Source organism: Vagococcus coleopterorum, assembly GCF_011303955.1.
Taxonomy (GTDB): Bacteria; Bacillota; Bacilli; order Lactobacillales; family Vagococcaceae; genus Vagococcus_D; species Vagococcus_D coleopterorum.
On record NZ_CP049886.1, the window covers coordinates 432,095 to 456,286 of the forward strand.

Consider the following 24,192-nt stretch of genomic DNA (forward strand, 5'->3'; position numbering starts at 1 on the left):
AATCAAATTCGAACGTTAACTTTCGAATATAAAGATTTTTTAGCAAAACACGAACATTAAAACTCTGGGCGAGTAGCTAGAGAGGAAAACTTGTTATATTCTTTAATAAATAATAATTCAACAGTTCCTCGAGCGCCACTTCTATTTTTTTCAATAATTACTTCTACAATATTATTATCTTCTTTTTCTTCACCGCTATCGTCTCCCTCTTCATCACGATAATAATCATCACGATAAAGGAAAGCAACGATATCAGCATCTTGTTCAATCGAACCAGATTCACGAATATCACTTAAAACTGGTCTTTTATCTTGTCTCTGCTCAACTCCACGTGACAATTGAGATAAAGCGATAACTGGTACTTTCAATTCCTTAGCTAATTTTTTTAATTGTCTAGAAATATCCGATACTTCTTGTTGTCTATTTTCTTTACCCGTTCCTTCAATCAGCTGCAAGTAATCGATTAAAATCAATCCTAAATCACCGCGTTCTTGAGCTAGTTTACGACATTTAGCACGAATTTCAGTAATCTTGATACCTGGTGTATCATCAATAAAGATATTAGCTTTGGATAAACTGCCCATCGCCATTATTAAATTCTGCCATTCATCTTCAGTTAATTGACCCGTTCTTAAATGACTCGCTTCAATAGTCCCCTCAGCACATAACATTCGATTTACTAATGATGATGCACCCATCTCTAAACTAAATATTGCAACTGCTTGATCAGTTTTTGTTCCAATATTTTGAGCAATATTCAAGGCAAATGCTGTTTTACCTACGGCAGGACGAGCTGCTAAAATGATAAGTTCTTCTGGCTGCAAGCCAGCAGTCATCTTATCTAGTGCATGATAACCAGTTGGCAAGCCTGTAATCTCTTCATCTTGTTGTGATAGACGATCAATTTCCGCAAATGTATTGTTTAAAACATCTGAAATAGCTAAAAAACCACTTCTATTTCTTTTTTCAGAAACTTCAAGAATTCTTCTTTCCGCCTCATCTAGAATCGTCCCTACTTCTTCACCTTGTTCAAATCCTGTTGTGACAATATCTGTAGCAACATGAATGAGGTTTCTTAATAATGATTTCTGCTCAACAATTTTCGCATAGTGGACCACATTTGCTGCAGTTGGCACAATCATAGCTAATTCAGATAAATAGGCTAGTCCGCCAATATCCTCTAGTAAATTCAAGCTTTCTAAACGATCCTTCAGCGTGATAACATCAATAGCTTCACTGCTATCATTTAGCTTTATCATGGCATCAAAAATAGTTTGATGTGAACGTTTATAAAAATCCTTTGCCTGTATATATTCCATTGCCTCAACTAACGATTCAGAATCAAGTAAAACTGATCCTAAAACTGCTTGCTCTGCTTCAATATTTTGAGGCGGAACTCTATCTTGTAAAACCTCACTCATAATTTATCTCCTATAAACTTATTTATCTATTTATTCTTTTATCAAATGTACCCTAAGTGTTGCGTTAACCTTAGAGTGTAGTTTCACTTTGACATCCGTATAACCTAGTACGCGGATTGGATTTGGTAAATCTAATTTTCTTTTATCTATTTTGATATCATGTTGTTTTTTCAAAGCATCTGTAACTTGTTTTGAAGGAACTGATCCAAACAACCTTGAGTCTTCCCCAGCTTTAGCCTTAATCACAACTTCAAAGCCTTCTGTTTCAAGGGTTTCTTTTAGTTTTTCTGCTTCCCTCTTAACAATATCTTCAGCTTTTTGTTCAGCTTTTTTCTGACCCTTCAATTCGCTAACTGCACTAGCTGTTGCTTCTTTAGCGTAACCGTTTTTTATCAAAAAATTTTGTCCATAACCAACAGCAACTTCTTTAATATCACCTTTTTTACCTTGGCCTTTTAAATCTTTTACGAAGATAACTTTCATAGACAATGTCCACTCCCTTTACTTGTATACTATCTCTATATATTTTAACACAAAGTACCTCTTTCTATAACTGATATAGCATATCTTTATACGATTGTTTCACGTGAAACAAAAAAACGATATCGAGAAATCTCGATATCGTTTAAATATATTATTGTTCTTCACCTACGAAAGGTAATAAAGCCATAATACGTGCACGTTTGATTGCCACTGTTAATGTACGTTGGTGTTTAGCACAAGTACCTGTAACACGGCGAGGTAAAATTTTACCTCTTTCAGAAATGAATTTAGCTTTTAATAAATCAGTTTCTTTATAATCTACGTGATCTACGTGGTTTGAACAGAAATAACAAACTTTACGTCTTTTTCTGCCGCCGCCTCTTCTTTGTTGAGCCATCGTTTTGCCTCCTGTTCGATTTTAGAATGGTAAATCATCATCAGATATGTCAATTTGAGATGCCGATCCAAATGGATCAGCTTCACGTGTAAATTGTGGCATATCATTTTGGTTGGATGATGTCGATGGGTTTTGAGAAAACCCTTGATTGTTTTGTTGTTGATATCCTTGAGTTTGGTTTGAACCAGTATCTGAAGGAGTCCCTTGGGTTCTTTGTTGATTAGCATTTTTTGATTCTAACATTTGGAAGTTTTCAGCTACAACTTCTGTTGTATACACTCTTTGACCATCTTTTTCATAACTGCCTGTTTGAATACGACCTGTAACACCAATTAACGAACCTTTTCTAGTGAAATTCGCTAAAGCCTCAGCAGATTGTCTCCAAATAACACAGTTAATAAAATCAGCATCATAATCACCATTTTGGTTTTTAAAACTACGATTGACAGCTAAACTGAATCTCGCAACCGCTGCACCACTTGGTGTGTATCTTAAGTCAGGATCTTTTGTTAATCGACCGACAAGTACAACATTGTTAATCATTATCTTCATCTCCTCTCAGAAAAATGTTTCATGTGAAACATTTTAGTTTTCTTCTTTAACGATCATGTGACGTAAGATGTCATCATTGATTTTAGCTAAACGATCAAATTCATTGATACCATCAGCATTTGTTGAAGAAACTTTCACGATGTGGTAGATACCTTCACGGTTATCTTTAATTTCGTACGCTAAGCGACGTTTTTCCCAATCTTTTGATTCTAAAACTTCAACACCGTTGTCTTTTAAAATAGCATCAAAACGAGCAACTAATGTAGTTTTAGCTTCTTCATCAATGTTCGGACGAATAATGTACATGATTTCGTAATTCGTTGATTTGTTCATTGATATTTCACCTCCTTATGGACTTTAGGCTCTCACATATGTAGAGCAAGGAGAGTGTTCTAAATAGACCACTCACATCTTGCTATTATACTCTTATTTTAAAATGAAAGCAATATATTTTTAGACTAATCTATTCTGATTTTTCTTCATTAGAATCATTTGTTGATTCTTTTACTTCAGAGTCATCATCTTTTTCTTCAGGTTCGACTTTAGCCATAGTTGAAACATTAGCACCGCTCTCTAATCTAATTAAACGAACCCCTTGAGTTGCTCGACCTGTTTGAGAAACAGAATCCACATTAAAACGAATAATAACACCTTTATTAGTAACTAAAAGAATATCTTCTTCTCCGTTTACAGTTGTAAGTCCTGCTAACGGACCATTTTTATCTGTGATGTTAGCTGTTTTAATTCCTTTACCACCACGACCCTTAACTGGGTATTCGGCTGCGGAAGTCCGTTTACCATAACCATTTTCTGTAATAATAAGAACTTCATCTTCTGCCCCTAATATTGACATACCAACAACAAAATCATCGTCACGCAATTTGACACCACGTACACCAGTTGCTGTTCTACCCATATCTCGAACGGCTGTTTCAGAGAAGGTTACAGAATAACCTAAGTGTGTACCGATAATAATATTTTTAGAGCCATCCGTTACACATACGTTAATTAACTCATCGTCTTCACGTAAGCCAATAGCAATCAAACCATTACTTCTAATATTCGCAAACGCTTTAGTTGTTGTCCGTTTAACGATTCCTTTTCTAGTTGTAAAGAATAGGTAGTTATCGTCTTCAGCTTTGCCATCCACACTAATAATAGCTTCAATTCTTTCCGATGAGTCAATACCTAGTAAGTTAATAATAGGAATACCTTTTGCTGTACGGCTATATTCAGGAATTTCATATCCCTTAGCTTGATAAACTTTACCATTATTAGTAAAGAATAATAAATTATCATGAGTTGAGCATGAAACTAAGTTCTCAACAAAGTCATCATCATGCATACCCATACCTTGAACACCACGTCCACCACGTTTTTGCGCTCTAAATTCTGTGTTCGCAACACGTTTAATGTACCCATTGTGCGTTAAGGTAATAACAATATCTTCTTCTTCAATTAAATCTTCATCTTCTAGGCTTAAAACTTCACCTACTAATAATTCAGTTCGTCTTGGATCGTTAAATTTATCTTCTACTTCTTGTAATTCTGTTTTGATAATTTCAACAACACGATGATGATTTGCAAGAATATCTTTTAAGTCAGCAATCAATTCAAGTAATTCTTGATATTCTTTTTCAATTTTATCTCGTTCTAGACCTGTTAAACGACGAAGACGCATATCTAAGATAGCTTGTGCTTGACGATCAGATAATTCAAATTTATCCATTAATCCAGCTTTCGCAACATCATCAGATTCAGATGAACGAATTAATTTAATGATTTCATCAATGTGATCTAAAGCAATTCGCAACCCTTCTAGGATATGAGCACGAGCTTCAGCCTTATTCTTATCGAATTCTGTACGACGTCTAATCACTTCTTCTTGGTGAGCTATATAGTGACTAAGAATTGATTTTAGGCTTAAAATTTTAGGTTCGCCATCAACAATTGCTAACATATTGAAGCCAAACGATGTTTGTAACGCAGTCATTTTATATAAGTTGTTCAAAATAACTGAAGCACTCACATCTCGACGGACTTCAATCACGATACGCATACCTTCACGTGAAGACTCATCACGTAAATCAGTCATACCTTCAACACGTTTTTCTCTTCCTAATTCAGCAATTCTTTCAATTAATTTTGCTTTATTGACCATATAAGGTAATTCAGTAACGATAATTCTTTCCTTACCGTTTTTCATTTCTTCAATATCAACTTTAGCACGAACAGTGATAGAACCTTTACCTGTTTCATAGGCTTTACGGATACCTGATTTACCCATGACTAATCCGCCAGTTGGGAAATCTGGTCCTGGTAAAGCTTCCATTAACTCCATTGTTGTAACTTCTGGGTTATCCATCAATAACTTAGTTGCTTCAATAACTTCTCCCAGATTATGTGGTGGAATGTTTGTTGCCATCCCAACAGCAATCCCTGTTGTACCATTTACTAGTAAGTTAGGAAATCTTGCTGGTAATACTAACGGTTCTTTTTCTGTTTCATCATAGTTAAAACCAAAATCAACTGTATCTTTATTTATATCACGTAACATTTCTAATGCTATTTTACTCATTCTTGCTTCTGTATAACGCATAGCAGCTGCTCCGTCACCATCAACAGAACCAAAGTTACCATGACCATCAACTAACATTTGGCGATAACTAAATGGTTGTGCCATACGAACCATTGATTCATAAATCGCACTATCACCATGTGGGTGATATTTACCCATGACATCACCAACAATACGAGCTGATTTTTTATGTGGTTTATCTGGCGTCACGCCAAGATCGTTCATTCCGTATAAAATACGACGATGAACGGGTTTTAAACCATCTCTAACATCAGGCAAGGCACGTGAGACAATAACACTCATTGCATAGTCTATAAATGAGTCTTGCATTTCATTGGTTAAATCAACGTCTTTTACATTTTTATTTAATTCCTCAGACATGAATGTATCTCCTTCTTTATTAGATATCTAAATTCTTAACGTATCTAGCATTTTCTTCAATAAAATTACGGCGTGGTTCAACTTTATCACCCATCAACATTTCAAATACTTGATCGGCTTTAATTGCATCATCCACTGTTACACGCAACATCATGCGTCTCTCAGGGTCCATTGTTGTTTCCCATAGCTGATGATCATCCATCTCCCCAAGACCCTTATAACGTTGAATATTCGGCTTAGGTGTCGCAGGCAATTCTTTCATAGCATTTGCTAAATCCTCATCAGCATTTTTCCCAGGTTGAATATATGTAATATTTTTACCTTGTTTAATACCATATAATGGCGGTTGAGCAATATAAACATAGCCTGCTTCAACAACAGGTCGCATGAAACGATAGAATAATGTTAATAATAATGTACGAATATGAGCTCCATCGACATCAGCATCAGTCATGATTACTAATTTATGATAACGAGCTTTTGAAATATCAAATTCGTCTCCAAAACCTGTACCCATAGCAGTAAATAACGAACGAATTTCTGTATTTTCAAGAATTTTATCCATGCTTGCTTTTTCAACGTTCAAAATTTTACCACGGATTGGTAAGATAGCTTGTGTTTCACGGTCACGTCCTTGTTTTGCAGATCCACCGGCAGAATCACCCTCAACGATAAATAATTCAGAAACTTCAGGATTTTTACTTGAACAATCTGCTAATTTACCAGGTAAATTACTGATTTCTAAAGCACCTTTACGACGCGTTACTTCTCTTGCTCGTTTAGCAGCCATTCTGGCTTTTGCAGCTAGAACACCTTTTTCAATCACTTTACGAGCGACTGTTGGATTTTCCAATAAAAACTTATTGAAAGCTTCTGAGAATAAACGATCAGTAACCGTTCTGACTTCAGAGTTACCAAGTTTAGTTTTAGTTTGTCCTTCAAATTGTGGATCAGGATGTTTAATAGAAATAACTGCAGTAATTCCTTCACGAACATCTTCACCACTTAAATTTTCTTCATTTTCTTTAATGATTTTTTGTTTACGACCATAATCATTAATTACACGTGTTAAAGCTGTTCTAAAACCAAATTCATGAGTTCCACCTTCATATGTGTGGATATTATTGGCAAAACTTAAAATATTCGAGTGGTACCCATCTGTATATTGAATAGCTACTTCAACCATAATATCTTGTTGTTCGCCTTCTGTATAAATTGGATCATCAAAAAGCACAGTTTTATTCGTATTTAAATGTTCTACGTAGCTTTTAATTCCGCCTTCATAGAAGAAATCTCGTTTTTCTTCCATTCCATCACGTTTATCTTCAATCGTTAATTTTAAACCACGATTTAGGAAGGCTAATTCACGCATACGTGTTGCTAATTTTTCAAATTCATAAACGACTGTTTCTGTAAAAATTTCTGGATCTGGAGTGAAATGCACAGTTGTACCATGTCGGTCTGTTTCACCAATGACTTTTAAATCATCGCCTACTTTTCCTTGTTTAAACTCTTGGTAATGAATTTTACCATCTTTATAAACTTTAACATCTAACTGTGTAGATAGAGCGTTAACTACTGATGAACCAACACCATGGAGTCCACCGGAAACTTTATAACCTCCACCACCAAATTTACCACCAGCATGAAGAACAGTAAAAACGGTCTCAACTGCGGGACGTCCCGTTTTTTCTTGAATTCCAACTGGAATACCACGACCATCATCAATTACAGTAATACTGCCATTTTTTTCAATTTCAACATTAATTTCTGTACAAAATCCAGCTAATGCCTCATCGATTGAATTATCAACGATTTCCCAAACTAAATGATGTAAACCTTGTCCGCTTGTTGAACCAATGTACATTCCTGGACGTTTTCGGACTGCTTCTAAACCTTCTAGTACTTGTATCTGACTGGCATCATATTCATTAGCCTTATCATCAGAATATTTTTTCTTTTCTTCTGTCACTATGAATCACTCTTCCTCTCTACTTGACCGTTTCGTACCTGATAAATTTCAGGTTGACTCAACATTCGATCTTCTAAATGTTTTAAAGTTGTTGTTGTTATAAATGTTTGCACCTTATTTTCGATAGTTTTTAATAAATGAATTTGACGATCATCATCTAATTCACTCATAACATCATCTAATAAAAGTACTGGGTATTCCCCTGTTTCTTCTTTTATTAATTCAATTTCGGCTAATTTTAAACTTAAAGCTGTTGTTCGTTGTTGACCTTGAGAACCAAAATTTTGCACATTATTTTTATCAATGTAAAAACTCAAATCATCTCTATGAGGGCCAACACTAGTTGATTGTTTAAAAATATCTTTATTATAATTTTTCTTTAACTCAGCTAACAAATATTCTTCAAACTCTGGTCTTTCCATACTAGAATTAATATCTAGCTTTGTTTCATATTTTATTTCAAGTATTTCACGGCCATTAGTAATACCATCGTGTATCTCTTGTGACCACTTTTCTAACTTTATTAGATATTGATATCGCAAATATAATACATAACTACCCGAGTTTGCCAATTGTTCTGTCAAAACATCTAAATATTGATCACTATTTTTTTTATCACTAGCAAGCTGTTTCAAATATTTATTTCTTTGTTTTAATACTTTTTGATAGATAGTTAAATGATACAGATAATGTGGATTAATTTGCCCTAATTCCATATCGATAAAACGTCTTCTTAATTGCGGTGCACCTTTTATCAAATAAAGATCTTCAGGAGCAAATAAAACAACATTTAATTCACCAACATATTCACTTAAACGTTTCTTTTCTAAATGATTTACTTTTGTTTTTTTTCCCTTATTACTTACAACCATCTCTAAGGTAAGTTGTTTATTATGTTTTAAAATATCGCCTTCAATTCGGCCAAAATCATCTGACCAACCAATTAATTCTTTATCAGTGGTTGTCCGGTGACTTCTCGTCATTGCCAAAACATAAATACTTTCTAACAAATTTGTCTTACCTTGTGCATTTTCACCTAAAAAAATAACTAAAGAATTATCAAATTTTAAAGATAATTCTTTATAATTTCTAAAATTTAATAAAGATAGTTTAGTTAATCTCATCAGTAACAACCTCATCGGTTAAGTTTCCATTTGATTCTTCCATAAAATAAGTACCTTCACCTGGAATTTCAATCATCATTCCAGCGTAAAGTTTTCGACCTCTTCTAGTTTCTTCTTCTCCATCGACAAACACAACATTTTCGCGTAAATACCATTTTGCCTGACCACCACTACTGATAATAGTGATTTCTTTTAGAAATTGTCCTAATGTAATAAATTCAGTTTTTAAAATAAATTTTTCTTTCAAATTTTCACCTTCTTTTAGAACATAATATCATTAATTATTATACCTTTTTTTAGGCTAAAAAACAAATAAACCACAATATTTAATCGTTTAAGATATTTGATAATATTTTCGATAGATTTGTCTATTTTCTTAAAAAAGGCTTAAAACACGTTAAATTTAAGAAATAAAAAAACAGCCATACATTATATATGGCTGTTTTAGTTTAATTAGTTAGTTCTAACAGGAGTAATTAATTGAATAAATGAAATATCAGAATCTGTTGGTTCTAAAGTAAATGGTCTGATAGGTGAAATAAATTTAATTACAACATCTATATTTCCAAAAGCTTTCAAAGCATGTTTCATATAGTCTGGATTGAATGATATTTCCAATGGTTCTCCAGTTATTGATTCATAGGTTAATTCTTCTTGAACATTTCCAATTTCAGGCGAATTACCAAAAATTATTGCTTTATTATCTGCTAATGATAATTTAACAATATTATTACGGCCTTCGTGTGATAGTAATGATGCACGATCAATGGCTGCTGATAATTTTGCTACATTAAAAGTAATTTCACTTGTAAACTCTGTTGGGATTAAACGATTAGTATCAGGATATTTACCTTCTAACAATCTTGAATAGAAATACATGTTGCTAGTTTTAAATAAGACTTGATTTTCCATGATGCTAATAGAAACCATTTCTTCTTCATCTTGGAACGATTTAGATAGTTCTTGTAGACTTTTTCCTGGTACAACAATATCAAAATCATTATTTGAATTTTCTAGATTAATAACTCTTTGACTTAATCGATGACTATCTGTTGCAACAGCTTTAAGAGTTTGATTTTCTAAAACAAAATGAACTCCAGTTAAAATTGGACGACTTTCTTGACTAGATATAGCAAAACCTGTTTCATTAATTAATTTAGTTAATACACGTACTGGAATTTCTAATTGTTTTTTTTCATCAACAACAGGTAAATGAGGATAATTTTCTGCATCAAGACCATTTACAATAAATTCTGCTGCTCCAGAAGTAATAGCAACTTGATTATTATCCATTACTTCTAATGTAACAGTAGGTTCTGGTAATTTACGAATAATTTCATTAAAGAAGCGAGCTTGTAAAACAATTGCTCCTGTTTCTTCAATTAACATTTGTGCTTTTTCATCTTTAACGGACAAAAAAGTTTCAATAGAAATGTCAGCATTACTTCCCGTTAAAGTTAAACCTTCATCGGTTAGATTAATTTTAACACCTGTCAATATTGGAATAGTTGTTTTTGAAGAAATAGCACGTTGAACAGTTGCTAGTTCATTTAAAAAAGAATTTCTATTTATTGTAATTTTCATTAGAGTTGAGTCCTTTCAAGTATATATAATTATATTATTAATAAAATAATAGTAGTAGTAGGTCCTGTTATTAATGTGGATATTAGATATAAGCTGTTATTTATCAAGAGTTACACACCTGTTAATAAACTGTGGATAAAGTAATCATTTTTAAATACTTATCCACATCTAAGAAATAAGGTTTTGTTTAATTTCATTGACTTCTTTTTGGATTGTTGGATCAGTTTCAATTAGTTGTTGAATTTTTTCGTGAGAGTGTATCACAGTAGTATGATCTTTCCCCCCGAATTCAGCACCAATCTTTGGAAGCGAATTTTCAGTCAATTCTCTAGCTAAATACATTGCAATTTGTCGTGGTAAAACAATCGTTTTAACACGTTTTTTTCCTTTTAAATCTTTTAATTGAATATGATAGAAATTGCATACAGATTCTTGGATTTTTAGGATTGAAAGTTGGCTGTTAGTACTTGCAGAACGAAGAGTTTTTAAAGAATCAGCTGCTAGGCTTGTTGTAATATCTTGACTATTCATAGTTGCATAGGCTTGTACACGCACAAGTGCCCCTTCTAGTTCACGAATATTTGAATCAATTTGGCCTGCAATATAACTTAATGTATCATCAGGAATTTCAAGACGCTCAGCGTCAGCTTTTTTCCGAAGAATTGCAATTCTAGTTTCTAAATCAGGTGGTGTGATGTCAACAGAAAGCCCCCAAGCAAAACGTGATACTAATCGTTCCTCAAGTTTTGGAATTTCATTAGGTAATCGATCACTTGTTAAAACAATTTGTCGACCATCATTATAAAGGGCATTAAAAGTATGGAAGAATTCTTCCTGTGTACCTTCTTTATTAGCAAAAAATTGAATATCATCTACTAATAATAAATCGACATTACGATATTCTTGTCTAAATTCTTCAGACATTTTATTTTGAATAGAATTAATATAATCATTTGCGAATGTTTCACTACTGACATACTTTACTTTAGCATTTGGATTATTTAGTAGCATTTGGTGGCCGATAGCATGCATCAAATGGGTTTTACCTAAACCGACACCACCATAGAAAAATAATGGGTTATAAGTCGAACCAGGATCTTCAGCAACAACTAGTGCAGCTGCATGAGCCATTTGGTTCCCTTTTCCAATAACAAAAGTATCAAAACTATATTTAGGATTCAATAAAGCTTTACGACTATTCTCTTTAGAAAGTGTGGAACTTTTTTCTATTTTTTTAGTTTCAACTTGATCAATTAACTCTTCTTTAACATCACTTTTTATAATAAATCTAGGAGTGATTTCAGAGCCAGTTAAACGAAAACCAGTTTCAACAATCTTTGTTGATAAATTCTTTTCCCAATACTCTTTATGTAAACTAGATGGCACTTCAATAGTTAATTGACCATCAGTTAATTCGATTGGCTTAGCTTGTTCAATCCAGGCATTAAAACTAGGTGTAGTCATAATTGCCTTATAAGTAGAAACTAATTCAGACCATATATATGCAATATCTGGCATCGATACTCCTCCTTTTGCTGATATAAAATACCAATTAGACTTTATTTTATCATTAAAAAAAAAAGTTTTCCACTGATTATTGTGTGTTGTGGAAAAAAAATGAACAGACAGGCATAAAGTTATCAACAATAATTTTAAAAAATGTGAATAACTTGGATTTAAAAAAGTTATTCACATAACACAATGAACTAAAAAGTTAATGATAGTAAGGTTTGTTATGCTTTATCCACAAATGTTTTTAAATTGTGGATAATAATTAACAGTGTGTGTAATTGTTGATAACACCGTCTTTAAAAATGATTCATAATTTTCTTTAAAAAAGTATAAACAAAAAGACTCACTTAACATCAGCAAAAATTGTGGATAACTGGTAATAAATATATTTGATGAAAGGTTGACAGAACAGCCAGTCTTTCGTATACTATTGGAGTCTGTCTAACTATTAAGTAGATAACACTGATATTTATAGGAGGTGCCACAATATGAAAAGAACATTCCAACCAAATAATCGTAAACATGCTAAAGTTCATGGTTTCCGTAAACGCATGAGCACTAAAAACGGTCGTCGCGTTTTAGCTTCAAGACGTCGTAAAGGAAGAAAAGTTTTATGCTCATAAGCCGCTGACCTGTTCAGTGGTTTTTTTTTGATTTTTTTTTTGCAAGCGGTTAATAAATATATGAATTTTATGTTAGAATTAAACACAGTATTGATGTGTTTAACAATCTGAAGGGAGTAAACAGTGAAAAAGTCTTATCGTATAAAAAAAGAAACTGAATTTCAAAAGATAATGCAACTTAAAAACACGTTTGCTAACAGAAATTTTGTTATCTATATAGAACCTTTTGATCAAAAGCATTTTCGTGTTGGTTTATCTGTGGGTAAAAAAATTGGCAATGCTGTAACAAGAAATTATATTAAACGTGTTATAAGAAATAATTTAAATCAATTAGATAGCCAAATTAACCAAAATTATAATGTAATCATTATTGCTAGACCTAACATTGTAAATTTATCATTTGAAGAAATTAAAAAAAATTTACTACATGTATTTAAATTAGCTAACATATTAAAAAAAGTGGAATAAAGGAGATTTGAAATTGAAAAACAAGAAAAAACTTTTATTAACGTTATCATTATTAACTATCACTCTTGTATTAACAGGTTGTGGTACGAGTGAAATTACAAGTAGCTCAACAGGAATTTGGGATCATTATATTGTTTATAATTTTGGTCGTGCTATTAAAGCATTATCATTTTCTGCGAGTGCAGGTTTGGGGATTATTTTATTTACACTTATTGTCAGAGTGATTTTATTCCCGTTGATGAACTATCAAATGAAATCAATGCGAAAAACACAAGAGTTACAGCCTAAAATTAAAGTGTTACAAGAAAAATATGCGGCAAAAGATCCAGAAACACGCCGTAAATTGCAAGAAGAAACACAACGACTTTATAGTGAACATGGTGTGAATCCATTTGCCGGTTGTTTACCATTGTTAATTCAAATGCCAATTTTAATGGCGCTTTACCAAGCTATTTCACGAGTAGATGGATTAAAAACAGGTTCATTCTTATGGATGAAATTGGCTGAACCAGATCCGTATATTATTTTACCAATTTTAGCTGCTTTATTTACATTTTTAAGTACAAAATTATCAAGCATGAGTCAGGTTGAATCGAACCCTGCAATGACAGCCATGACTTATTTTATGCCAGTTATGATTTTCTTCATGGCATTAAACTTCCCAAGTGCGTTATCATTATACTGGGTAGTAGGAAATGCGTTCCAAGTTATTCAAACATTAATGATTAATAACCCGTTTAAAATTCGTAAAGAACGTGAAGAAGAAGCTAAGCGAAAACGGGATTTAGAAAGAGCCGTTGCGAAAGCACATAAATCTAAGAAAAAACGTAACAAAAAATAGTTGATCGTTGCTGTTTAATTATTTTAAGGGGGCTAGTTCAATGACCAAATTTGATGGGATCACAGTAGAACAAGCAATTTCAAAAGGGCTTAAGGAATTAAATCTTTCGGATGAAACAGCAGAGGTTGTTGTTATTCAGGATGCTAAAAAAGGTTTTTTAGGCATAGGAAAACAACAAGCAGTTGTTGATATAACGGAGAAACAACTAGATTTAGAAGTAACGTCTAAAACAACGTCTGAATCGAATGTATCAGAATCTAAATTAATAAAAAATGAAGAAAACACTGCAATAAACAATTTAGTTACCTACATAGAAGAAATTATTACGGGACTAGGTGAAGACGCAAAAATCAATGTTAATAAAGAAAATAATAAAGTGATTTTAGATATTGCAGTTACAAATCCAGGTTTAATTATAGGTAAGCACGGCAGAGTTTTAAATGCACTTCAATATATTTCTCAAGTATATATGCATCGTGTTTCGGAAGAGCGTATTTCTGTAGTAGTCGATGTTGGCGATTATCGACAAAGAAGAGAGAAAAAATTATCTCGTATTGCTAATGAAACATTAAAAGAAGTTCGTGAATACAAACAACCTGTTTTCTTAGATCCGATGCCTGCATTTGAACGAAAATTTATTCATGCCTTTTTATCTGAATTTGATGAAGTGAAAACTCATTCAGAAGGTGATGAGCCATTTAGATATTTAGTAGTTGAATATAATAAAGAAAAAACTCTCTAATTTTTGAGAGTTTTTTCTTTTATTAGAGAATAATGTGATGAGTATATGAGCAACATAAAAGTCTACTATGGAAACAATTCATTTTAACGGTTATCAGAGATATTATTTTTAGTTAGTGGTAAACTGATATAGTCAGAAGGTTTAATAAACCTTAAATAATATAAAATTACTTGAAGGAGTGTTTCAACATGACAGATGTAAAAGAATTAGCAATTGAACAAGCTCGTAAACATGGTGGTAAAATGGAAATTGTATCAAAAGTAGCAATCGATACGATGGAGGATTTAGCAATTGCTTATACACCAGGTGTTGGTGCAGTGTGTATGGAAATCGCCGAAGATAAAGAAAAAGCTTATGAATACACTACTAAAAAAAATATGGTTGCAGTTGTAACTGATGGTTCAGCGGTACTTGGATTAGGTAATATAGGACCGGAAGCTGCTATTCCAGTTATGGAAGGTAAAGCAACATTATTTAAACGCTTTGCTGATGTCGATGCTATACCGATTTCATTAAACACTCAAGATACTGAAGAAATTATTCAAGCTGTAGCTGCGATTGCTCCTTCATTTGCAGGTATTAATTTAGAAGATATTGGTGCTCCACGCTGTTTTGAAATTGAAACACGCTTAAAAGAAATGTTAGATATCCCTGTATTCCATGATGATCAACATGGTACAGCTATCGTTGTATTAGCAGCATTATTAAATGGGCTACGTTTAACAGATAAAAAGATTGAAGATATTAAAATTGTTATTATGGGAGCAGGTGCTGCCGGATTAGCAATTGCACGCTTATTCTTATCAGCCGGAGCAAAAAATGTTCAAGTATTAGATCGTACAGGCATCATTTGTGCTGATAACCCAGATTTACCTGATCATCATAAAGCAATTGCTGAAATTACAAATCCAAATCGCGATACTGGGACGGCTGCTGACGCTTTAGTGGGAGCAGATGTCTTTGTTGGAGTTTCTGGCCCAGGTGCACTAAAACCAGAATGGGTATCAACAATGGCAGAAAAATCAATGGTATTTGCTATGGCTAATCCAACACCAGAAATTATGCCCGATGAAGCTAAAGCTGCTGGAGCGTATATTATTGGAACTGGACGTAGTGATTTCCCTAACCAAATTAATAATGTATTATGTTTCCCTGGGATTTTCCGTGGAGCGATTGATGCACGTGCTAACGACATTACAGTCGAAATGCAAATTGCTGCAGCAGAAGGTATTGCTGCAATGGTGAGTGATGAGGAATTAAATCCAGAACGCATTTTACCTGATGTATTTAAACCTGGTGTTTCAGAAACAGTTGCCAATAGCGTTAAAAATGCAGTTAAATAATAATTTAACCACTATTTCAGATAGTGGTTTTTATTTACCCTATAAACTTGATATGGATGAGGTTTTCTTGTAAAATAGTGTAGGTAGAAAGTTAAAAACTAAACATTAGATAAACGCAGTCAAAGTGCTAAGTCTACTTCTTGAAGGACAAGGGGTGGAGTGGGCACTTTTTTCTATGTCTAAAAATAAAAGATAGGGTGTGATGAAGATGAATATTACGGCTGAGTTTGATACAATTGCGGCTATTTCAACCGCTTCAGGAGAAGGTGCTATTAGTATTGTGAGACTAAGTGGTGATCAAGCTCTAGATATTAGTCAAAAAGTATTTAAATCAAATAAAAATTTATCAGATGTGCCTTCCCATACCATTCACTATGGACACGTAGAAGATCCGAAAAATAAACGAATAATTGATGAAGTAATGGTTTCTGTAATGAGAGAACCTAGAACATTTACCCGTGAAGATGTTGTCGAAATCAATTGTCACGGTGGAATAGTAGTTACTAACCAAGTATTACAATTATTATTAAGAGAAGGCGCACGATTAGCTGAACCAGGGGAATTTACTAAAAGAGCTTTTTTAAATGGTCGTGTGGATCTATCTCAGGCTGAAGCAGTTATGGATGTGATTCGGGCTAAAACAGACAAAGCAATGTCAATTGCGATAAAACAATTGGATGGGAATTTATCTAAGTTAATAAAATCTCTTAGACAAGAAATTTTATTAACATTAGCACAGGTAGAAGTTAATATTGATTATCCGGAATATGATGATGTAGAGGAACTAACATCAAAATTATTATTAGAGAAAGCAACACTTGTTAAACAAGATATTAAAAAATTGTTACAAACAGCAAAACAAGGGAAAATTTTACGTGAAGGTTTATCAACAGCAATTATTGGGCGACCTAATGTTGGAAAATCGAGTTTGTTAAATTACCTTTTACAAGAAGATAAGGCAATCGTGACTGATATCGCAGGAACGACACGCGATGTGATTGAAGAATTTGTTAATGTTCGTGGTGTTCCACTGAAATTAGTAGATACTGCAGGAATTCGTGAAACGGAAGATATTGTAGAAAAAATTGGTGTTGAAAGAAGTCGTAAAGCTTTAGCCGAAGCCGATTTAATTTTATTGGTATTGAATCAAAATGAAGGTTTAACACAAGCTGACAAAGATTTATTAACAGCGACGGAAGGCATGAAACGAATTATTCTATTAAATAAAACGGACCTAGATAAAAATCTTGATGTAAGTGAATTAACAGAGTTAACAAACGACCAAGTTTTATCTATTTCAGTTCAAAATACAGAAGGCTTAGATGCTTTAGAACAAGGAATTGCTGACATGTTTTATGAAGGTGGCTCGGCTGAGAAAGATGCGACTTACGTTTCAAACAATCGACACATCGCTCTTTTAGAACAAGCAGAATTAGCATTATCTGAAGTGATAAATGGGATTGAAGCAGACATGCCTGTTGATTTAGTACAAATTGATATGACGCGAGCTTGGGATTATTTAGGTGAAGTCATTGGAGATAGTGTTCAAGATGAATTAATTACACAATTGTTTAGTCAATTTTGTCTAGGAAAGTAAGGAGAAAATAATGGAAAGATATCATGCAGAAGAATATGATGTAATTGTGGTTGGTGCAGGTCATGCAGGGTCAGAAGCAGCACTTGCTTCAGCACGTATGGGTGCTAAAACATTACTACTAACGATTAACTTGGATATGGTTGCCTTTATGCCGTGTAATCCGTCTTTAGGTGGTCCAGCAAAGGGTGTGGTTGTTCGTGAAATTGATGCTCTTGGTGGAGAAATGGGTCATAATATTGATAAGACATATATTCAAATGAGAATGCTTAACACTGGTAAAGGACCAGCCGTGCGAGCATTAAGAGCACAAGCAGATAAAAACCGCTACGCTGAAGAGATGAAGAAGATAATTGAAAAGCAAGAAAACCTAACACTAAGACAAGGGTTAGTTGATGATATTGTGGTTGAAGACGGTACTTGTAAAGGTGTTGTCACATCTACTGGAGCATATTACTCGAGTAAATCGGTAATTATCACAGCTGGAACAGCTTTGCGTGGAGAAATTATTATTGGGGAGTTAAAATATTCATCAGGACCAAATAACTCACAACCCTCTTTAAAATTAAGTGATAGTTTGAAATCATTAGGCTTCGAAATTGATCGTTTTAAAACAGGGACACCACCAAGGATTAAAGGAAGTTCTATCGATTACTCTGTAACAGAAATACAACCAGGAGATGAACAACCTAATCATTTTAGTTTTGCTACACCAGATAGTGCCTATAACACGGAACAACTTCCCTGTTGGTTAACGTATTCCAATGAAGGGACGCATGAAATTATTCGTGAGAACTTACATAGAGCACCAATGTTTACAGGGATTGTTGAAGGTGTGGGCGCGCGCTATTGTCCTTCTATTGAGGATAAAGTTGTTCGCTTTAGTGATAAACCACGTCATCAAATTTTCCTTGAACCAGAAGGTGAACATACTGATGAAATTTATGTTCAAGGTTTATCAACATCCCTGCCAGAAGATGTTCAAGAAAAAATGCTACGGTCTGTTGTGGGATTAGAAAAAGCTGAGATGATGAGAAGTGGTTATGCAATTGAATATGATGTTGTGACACCACATCAATTAAGGCCAACGTTAGAAACTAAATTGGTTGAGAATTTATATACCGCTGGACAAACAAATGGTACTAGTGGTTATGAAGAGGCCGGGGGACAAGGTTTAATCGCAGGAATTAATGCGGCATTGAAGATTCAAGGAAAAGATCCATTAATTCTTCAACGCAGTGATGGTTATATCGGTGTGATGATTGATGATTTAGTAACCAAAGGGACAAACGAACCCTATCGGTTATTGACATCACGCGCAGAATACCGCTTAATTTTACGCCATGATAATGCTGACTTACGCCTTACAGAAAAAGGGCGTGAAATAGGACTTGTTAAAGATGATCAATATGAGGCTTACATTACTAAAAATCAATTGATTATTGATGAAATGAAAAGACTTGGGCAAATTCGTTTAAAACCTACGGAAGAAGTTCAAGCTTTCCTTGCAACAAAAGAGATGCCACCTTTACGCGATGGCATTCTTGCGAATGATTTTTTAAGACGTCCCGAAATATCGTACAAAGAACTGAGTCAATTTATTCCTGTATCGGATGTTGTATTGCCTAACAAAGTAATTGAACAAATTGAAATTCAGCTGAAATATGAAGGCTATATTAAGAAAGCACTTGATAAAGTTGAAAAGTTAAAACGAATGGAAGCTAAGCGTATCCCAGAAAATATTGATTATGAAGCAATTAATGGTTTAGCGACTGAAGCGAAACAAAAGCTCATCAAAATTGAACCTGAAACAATTGCTCAAGCGAGTCGCATAAGTGGTGTAAACCCAGCTGACATTAGTATTTTAATGGTCTATTTAGAACAAGGAAGAGTTGTCAAAAAAGATAAATAAAGGAGCTCGTATGAAACCTGAAGAATTTAAACAGTTATTGTTAGAAAAAGGCTTTGAATTATCAGATCAACAAATGAAACAATTTGAAATATATTTTAAGTTGCTTGTTGAGTGGAATGAAAAAATGAATTTAACAGCTATCACAGACAAAGAAGAAGTCTATTTAAAACATTTTTATGATTCTTTAACATTAGGAATGATCTATGATTTTAGTAAGCCTGGTTTAAAATTATGTGATGTAGGTTCAGGAGCAGGATTTCCTAGTGTTCCTTTAAAAATTTTATTTCCAACTTTAGAAATTTCCATTGTCGATTCATTGAACAAACGGATTACGTTTTTAACTAATTTAGTTGAACAACTTGAGTTAGATAAGGTTAATCTATATCATGATCGAGCAGAAACCTTTGGAAAGAATAAAATGCACAGAGAACAATATGATTTTGTTACAGCTAGAGCTGTAGCAAGATTAAATGTTTTATTAGAACTTTGTTTACCATTAGTAAAAAAAGGTGGCTTATTTTTTGCATTAAAAGCGGCTAAAAGTGAAGAAGAATTAAATGAGGCAAGTAAAGCAATCGATTTACTTGGTGGAAAAGTTAGTAGTGAAGAAGATGTAACTTTACCAATTAGTGGTGATAAAAGACATATTATTACCATTAGCAAAAAGAAAGAAACACCGAACAAATACCCTCGTAAACCCGGAACGCCTAACAAACAACCACTTGTTTAAAAAACAAGTCTCTTGATTAGTGAGTACTAGGTAATATGGTTGGGTTTATGATACAATTAACCTAATAAAGACTACAAAATAACTATAATATTTTTTGAGCGAGAATCGGAGGAAAAAGTATGGCACGGATCATTTCAGTGGCGAACCAAAAAGGTGGTGTTGGTAAGACAACGACAACCGTTAATTTAGGAGCAGCCTTAGCACATAATGATAAAAAAGTTTTGATTATTGATATCGATGCACAAGGGAATGCAACAAGCGGGATTGGTGTAAAAAAATCAGATGTAGATGAAGATGTCTATGATGTTTTAGTTAATGAAACACCTATGTCAACGGTTATTCAAGCAACATCTCGTGAAGGTTTGGATATTGTGCCAGCTACGATTCAATTAGCTGGGGCAGAAATTGAATTAACACCAATGATGGCACGTGAAACACGGTTGAAATCTGCAATTGATGAAATTAAAGATAAATATGATTTTATTTTAATTGACTGTCCACCATCTTTGGGGCATTTAACAATAAATGCGTTTACAGCAAGCGACTCAATTTTGATTCCAGTACAATGCGAGTATTATGCATTGGAGGGATTAAGCCAATTATTGAATACAGTACGTTTAGTTCAAAAACACTTTAATGCAAACTTAAAAATTGAAGGTGTTTTATTAACGATGTATGATGCGCGCACAAACTTAGGTGCCGAGGTCATTGAAGAAGTTCGTAAATATTTTCTTGAAAGAGTTTACGATACAATGATTCCTAGAAATGTCCGGTTATCAGAAGCACCTAGTCATGGTCTGTCAATTATTGACTATGATGAACGCTCTAAAGGAGCAGAAGCTTATCAATCTTTAGCAAAGGAAGTGTTGGCTCATGGTGAAAAATAATAAAGGACTAGGTCGGGGTATTGACGCACTATTTCAAGATTTTTCTGCATTAGAAGATGTGGATGTGAAAAAAGATAATGTTCAGGAATTAAACATTTCAGAACTACGTCCAAATCCATACCAGCCACGAAAAACATTTGACCAAGCCGCTCTGGATGAGTTAGCACAATCAATCAAACAAACCGGTGTCTTTCAACCGATTATTGTTAGAAAATCTGGGGTTAAAGGATATGAAATAATTGCTGGTGAGCGTCGCTTTAGAGCCTCTAAACTAGCTGGTAAAGAAACGATTCCGGCGATTATTCGTGAATTTGATGAAGCGTCAATGATGCAAGTGGCCGTTTTAGAAAATCTACAACGTGAAGATTTAAACCCGCTTGAAGAAGCTGAAGCATATGATATGCTAATGAAAAACCTTAATTTAACACAAGCTGAACTTGCCGAAAAACTTGGTAAAAGTCGACCATATATTGCCAATCATTTACGTTTGATTTCTTTACCAGATCAAGTGAAAAAAATGTTGCAACAAGAAGATTTATCTATGGGACAAGCGCGTACTTTGCTTGGGCTGAAAAATAGAGAACAAATTGTAGTCGTAGCAAACAAAGCGATTAAAGAAGAATTAACAGTTAGACAACTAGAAGAACTAGTATCCCGAATGAATGACGAAGCAGGAGCACCAGCGTCTAATAAACCTAAAATTGCTAAGCCAAAACCATATTATATTCGTGAAAGCGAAGAGCGATTAATGGATAAGTTTGGTACAGCTGTATTGATTCAAGAAAAAGCGGGTAAAGGTAAAATTGAAATTGAATACTTATCTTCAGATGATTTAACGAGAATTTTAGATATTTTAGATGTTCATTTTGATGACTAATATGTGAGTGGAGGATACAACGTGTATCAATTGGGCGACATTGTAGAAATGAGAAAACCACATGCCTGCCAAACAAATCGTTGGGAAATTATTCGCATGGGGATGGATATTAAAATCAAATGTGTTCAATGTCAGCATATTGTGATGATGTCGAGGCGTGATTTTGATAAAAAAATAAAAAAAGTATTAGAAAAAAAGGCTGATTAGTTAGGACCTTTTGATTAAATAATGAAAGAGTGGGAATACAGATGGCATTAACAGCAGGAATTGTTGGCTTACCTAACGTTGGAAAGTCAACATTATTTAACGCAATTACTAAAGCGGGAGCAGAAGCAGCAAACTATCCGTTTGCAACAATTGACCCGAATGTTGGAATGGTAGAAGTACCAGATGAGCGTTTACAAAAATTGACAGAATTAGTACAACCTAAAAAAACAGTGCCAACAACATTTGAATTTACTGATATCGCAGGAATTGTCCGTGGTGCAAGTAAAGGTGAAGGGTTGGGGAATCAGTTTTTAAGTCACATTCGCCAAGTAGATGCCATTTGTCATGTTGTTCGTTGTTTTGATGATGAAAACATCACTCACGTTGAAGGTCGTGTTGACCCACTAGCAGATATCGATACAATTAACTTAGAGTTAGTTTTAGCCGATTTAGACTCTGTTTCAAAACGTCATGCGCGAGTATCTAAAATTGCAAGAACAAAAGATAAAGATGCATTAGCTGAATTAGCGATTCTTGATAAAATTAAACCAGTTTTAGAGGAAGGTAAATCAGCACGCAGCATTGAATTTACAGAAGATGAAAAACCATTAGTAAGTAGCTTATTCCTTTTAACAACGAAACCGGTTTTATACGTAGCTAACGTTGCAGAAGATGAAGTTTCAGATGTTGAAAATAATAATTATGTTAAGACAGTAAGAGAGTTTGCAGCTAGTGAAAACTCTGAAGTCATTACTGTCTGTGCAAGAGCCGAAGAAGAAATTGCTGAACTTGATGATGAAGATAAATCTGAGTTTTTAGAAGCTTTAGGAATTGAAGAATCCGGTTTGGATCAACTAATTCGTGCTGCATATGACTTGCTGGGACTAGCCACTTATTTTACAGCTGGTGTGCAAGAAGTTCGTGCTTGGACTTTTAAAAAAGGCATGAAAGCACCTCAATGTGCGGGTGTTATCCATTCAGATTTTGAACGAGGGTTTATTAGAGCTGAAACAGTTTCTTATGAAGATTTAAAGGAACATGGAAGTATGTCAACAGCCAAAGAAGCTGGACGTGTGCGTCTTGAAGGTAAAGATTATGTCGTTCAAGATGGCGATGTTATGTTATTCCGTTTTAATGTTTAATCTGAATGAATTTGCTAATCATTTGAATCAGGAGGGAAAATGATGGAAATAGAACAAATTAGAGATCAGGTTGCTGAGAATAGAGAGTTAGAAAAACAGTTAACAAAAAGAAATGAACAATATGTTTTTGATTTAAAAAAAGCTCTAATAGCAGCCAATCTTTCAGAAATTGATCTGGCTAAGGAACTAAATGTAATTCTCCCAGAATTAGTAAATGGGCAAAGAACAGGTCAAACGGCTCGCCAGTTGTTTGGAACGGTTACTGAGCGGTCTGACTTGATTATCAATAAACCAAAATCACAAAAAGAATCAAGTTTAAAAGAAATGTGGTTAGATAATAGTTTGCTATTATTTGTTTTCTTAACATTTATGGCAGGAGTAATCCCGATGTTTTCTAAAACACCGGCTAATAGTCAAAATCAAGGCTTATTAACTATTTTAGTGGCTTCAATATCAGGTGGTTATGCGTTCTATTTAATTTATAAATTTGTTTATCGTTTTGACCGTCCAGGTGCAGATCAAACAGGTCGCCCAGGAGCATTAAAGTCAATGTTTATTATGGTTGCGATTCTTTTAGTCTGGATTACAATTTTTATGTTTGCAGGATTAATTCCACCAAGTATTAATATAACCCTGTCTAATGTGGCTTATATTGTTCTTGCTGCAGCAGTATTTTTAGTAAGATATTTAATAAAGAAAAAATTTGGTATTAGAGGTAGTATTCTAACAAGATAGGTTGAATGTCTCATATTTAATATGAGACTTTTTTTATAACGTTTATTAATCAGAAGAAACAGTAAAACAACTTGACTAATGGTCAAA

General features: G+C 33.8%; 24 protein-coding genes. 13 read left to right on the plus strand and 11 right to left on the minus strand.

Annotation, left to right across the window (positions count from 1 at the left end; translation table 11 throughout):
* Window positions 1-56 precede the first annotated feature (56 nt).
* The 11 genes from dnaB to dnaA all read right to left on the minus strand — a co-directional run bounded on the left by dnaB (window position 57) and on the right by dnaA (window position 12,010).
* Window positions 57-1,421, minus strand: coding sequence for a replicative DNA helicase (gene dnaB, locus G7081_RS02165; protein WP_166007024.1), 1,365 nt, complete (start codon window positions 1,419-1,421; stop codon window positions 57-59).
* A 30-nt stretch (window positions 1,422-1,451) separates the two neighbouring features.
* Window positions 1,452-1,904: a 50S ribosomal protein L9 gene (gene rplI, locus G7081_RS02170; protein WP_166007026.1), complete on the minus strand. Its 453-nt coding sequence runs from the start codon at window positions 1,902-1,904 to the stop codon at window positions 1,452-1,454.
* Between the two features lie 151 nt (window positions 1,905-2,055).
* Window positions 2,056-2,301: a 30S ribosomal protein S18 gene (gene rpsR, locus G7081_RS02175; protein WP_166007028.1), complete on the minus strand. Its 246-nt coding sequence runs from the start codon at window positions 2,299-2,301 to the stop codon at window positions 2,056-2,058.
* 21 nt (window positions 2,302-2,322) lie between these two features.
* Complete coding sequence (ssb, locus tag G7081_RS02180; RefSeq protein WP_166007030.1) at window positions 2,323-2,844, minus strand: single-stranded DNA-binding protein; 522 nt, start codon at window positions 2,842-2,844, stop codon at window positions 2,323-2,325.
* 42 nt (window positions 2,845-2,886) lie between these two features.
* Window positions 2,887-3,186 (minus strand): 30S ribosomal protein S6, encoded by a 300-nt coding sequence (rpsF, locus tag G7081_RS02185; RefSeq protein WP_166007032.1) that lies wholly within the window; start codon window positions 3,184-3,186, stop codon window positions 2,887-2,889.
* 130 nt (window positions 3,187-3,316) lie between these two features.
* Window positions 3,317-5,812: a DNA gyrase subunit A gene (gene gyrA / locus G7081_RS02190; RefSeq protein ID WP_166007034.1), complete on the minus strand. Its 2,496-nt coding sequence runs from the start codon at window positions 5,810-5,812 to the stop codon at window positions 3,317-3,319.
* A 19-nt stretch (window positions 5,813-5,831) separates the two neighbouring features.
* On the minus strand, window positions 5,832-7,784 hold the full coding sequence (gene gyrB / locus G7081_RS02195; protein WP_166007036.1) for a DNA topoisomerase (ATP-hydrolyzing) subunit B: 1,953 nt from the start codon (window positions 7,782-7,784) through the stop codon (window positions 5,832-5,834).
* Window positions 7,784-8,908, minus strand: a complete 1,125-nt coding sequence (gene recF / locus G7081_RS02200) for a DNA replication/repair protein RecF (protein ID WP_166007038.1) — start codon at window positions 8,906-8,908, stop codon at window positions 7,784-7,786. The genes gyrB and recF overlap by 1 nt, the downstream gene beginning before the upstream one ends.
* Window positions 8,895-9,155 (minus strand): S4 domain-containing protein YaaA, encoded by a 261-nt coding sequence (yaaA, locus tag G7081_RS02205; protein ID WP_166007040.1) that lies wholly within the window; start codon window positions 9,153-9,155, stop codon window positions 8,895-8,897. Before yaaA ends, recF begins: the two co-directional genes overlap by 14 nt.
* Window positions 9,156-9,361: 206 nt before the next feature.
* A complete protein-coding gene (gene dnaN, locus G7081_RS02210) occupies window positions 9,362-10,492 on the minus strand; it encodes a DNA polymerase III subunit beta (protein WP_166007042.1) in 1,131 nt (376 codons plus the stop codon).
* 168 nt (window positions 10,493-10,660) lie between these two features.
* Entirely contained in the window at window positions 10,661-12,010 is a 1,350-nt protein-coding gene (dnaA, locus tag G7081_RS02215; protein WP_166007044.1) for a chromosomal replication initiator protein DnaA, read from the minus strand.
* 482 nt (window positions 12,011-12,492) lie between these two features.
* On the opposite strand from dnaA, the gene rpmH reads away from it, so the two are divergent.
* The 13 genes from rpmH (at window position 12,493) to G7081_RS02280 (ending at window position 24,105) form a co-directional block, all read left to right on the plus strand.
* Window positions 12,493-12,627, plus strand: a complete 135-nt coding sequence (gene rpmH, locus G7081_RS02220; protein WP_166007046.1) for a 50S ribosomal protein L34 — start codon at window positions 12,493-12,495, stop codon at window positions 12,625-12,627.
* A gap of 123 nt (window positions 12,628-12,750) precedes the next feature.
* Window positions 12,751-13,095, plus strand: coding sequence for a ribonuclease P protein component (rnpA, locus tag G7081_RS02225; protein WP_166007048.1), 345 nt, complete (start codon window positions 12,751-12,753; stop codon window positions 13,093-13,095).
* A 13-nt stretch (window positions 13,096-13,108) separates the two neighbouring features.
* Complete coding sequence (locus G7081_RS02230; RefSeq protein WP_166007050.1) at window positions 13,109-13,936, plus strand: YidC/Oxa1 family membrane protein insertase; 828 nt, start codon at window positions 13,109-13,111, stop codon at window positions 13,934-13,936.
* Window positions 13,937-13,976: 40 nt separating this feature from the next.
* The gene (gene jag / locus G7081_RS02235) at window positions 13,977-14,678 is read left to right on the plus strand and encodes an RNA-binding cell elongation regulator Jag/EloR (RefSeq protein ID WP_166007052.1); all 702 of its coding nucleotides are present in this window, start codon (window positions 13,977-13,979) and stop codon (window positions 14,676-14,678) included.
* A gap of 188 nt (window positions 14,679-14,866) precedes the next feature.
* The gene (locus G7081_RS02240) at window positions 14,867-16,021 is read left to right on the plus strand and encodes an NAD(P)-dependent malic enzyme (RefSeq protein WP_166007054.1); all 1,155 of its coding nucleotides are present in this window, start codon (window positions 14,867-14,869) and stop codon (window positions 16,019-16,021) included.
* A gap of 208 nt (window positions 16,022-16,229) precedes the next feature.
* Complete coding sequence (gene mnmE, locus G7081_RS02245; RefSeq protein WP_166008367.1) at window positions 16,230-17,618, plus strand: tRNA uridine-5-carboxymethylaminomethyl(34) synthesis GTPase MnmE; 1,389 nt, start codon at window positions 16,230-16,232, stop codon at window positions 17,616-17,618.
* A gap of 10 nt (window positions 17,619-17,628) precedes the next feature.
* On the plus strand, window positions 17,629-19,527 hold the full coding sequence (mnmG, locus tag G7081_RS02250) for a tRNA uridine-5-carboxymethylaminomethyl(34) synthesis enzyme MnmG (RefSeq protein WP_166007056.1): 1,899 nt from the start codon (window positions 17,629-17,631) through the stop codon (window positions 19,525-19,527).
* 10 nt (window positions 19,528-19,537) lie between these two features.
* The gene (rsmG, locus tag G7081_RS02255; RefSeq protein WP_166007058.1) at window positions 19,538-20,257 is read left to right on the plus strand and encodes a 16S rRNA (guanine(527)-N(7))-methyltransferase RsmG; all 720 of its coding nucleotides are present in this window, start codon (window positions 19,538-19,540) and stop codon (window positions 20,255-20,257) included.
* A gap of 119 nt (window positions 20,258-20,376) precedes the next feature.
* A complete protein-coding gene (locus G7081_RS02260) occupies window positions 20,377-21,144 on the plus strand; it encodes a ParA family protein (RefSeq protein ID WP_166007060.1) in 768 nt (255 codons plus the stop codon).
* Window positions 21,134-22,021: a ParB/RepB/Spo0J family partition protein gene (locus tag G7081_RS02265; protein ID WP_166008368.1), complete on the plus strand. Its 888-nt coding sequence runs from the start codon at window positions 21,134-21,136 to the stop codon at window positions 22,019-22,021. Before G7081_RS02260 ends, G7081_RS02265 begins: the two co-directional genes overlap by 11 nt.
* A 21-nt stretch (window positions 22,022-22,042) precedes the next feature.
* Window positions 22,043-22,228 (plus strand): DUF951 domain-containing protein, encoded by a 186-nt coding sequence (locus tag G7081_RS02270; RefSeq protein ID WP_166007062.1) that lies wholly within the window; start codon window positions 22,043-22,045, stop codon window positions 22,226-22,228.
* Between the two features lie 41 nt (window positions 22,229-22,269).
* A complete protein-coding gene (gene ychF, locus G7081_RS02275; RefSeq protein ID WP_166007064.1) occupies window positions 22,270-23,370 on the plus strand; it encodes a redox-regulated ATPase YchF in 1,101 nt (366 codons plus the stop codon).
* Between the two features lie 39 nt (window positions 23,371-23,409).
* A complete protein-coding gene (locus tag G7081_RS02280) occupies window positions 23,410-24,105 on the plus strand; it encodes a DUF1129 domain-containing protein (protein WP_238786654.1) in 696 nt (231 codons plus the stop codon).
* Window positions 24,106-24,192: the final 87 nt, after the last annotated feature.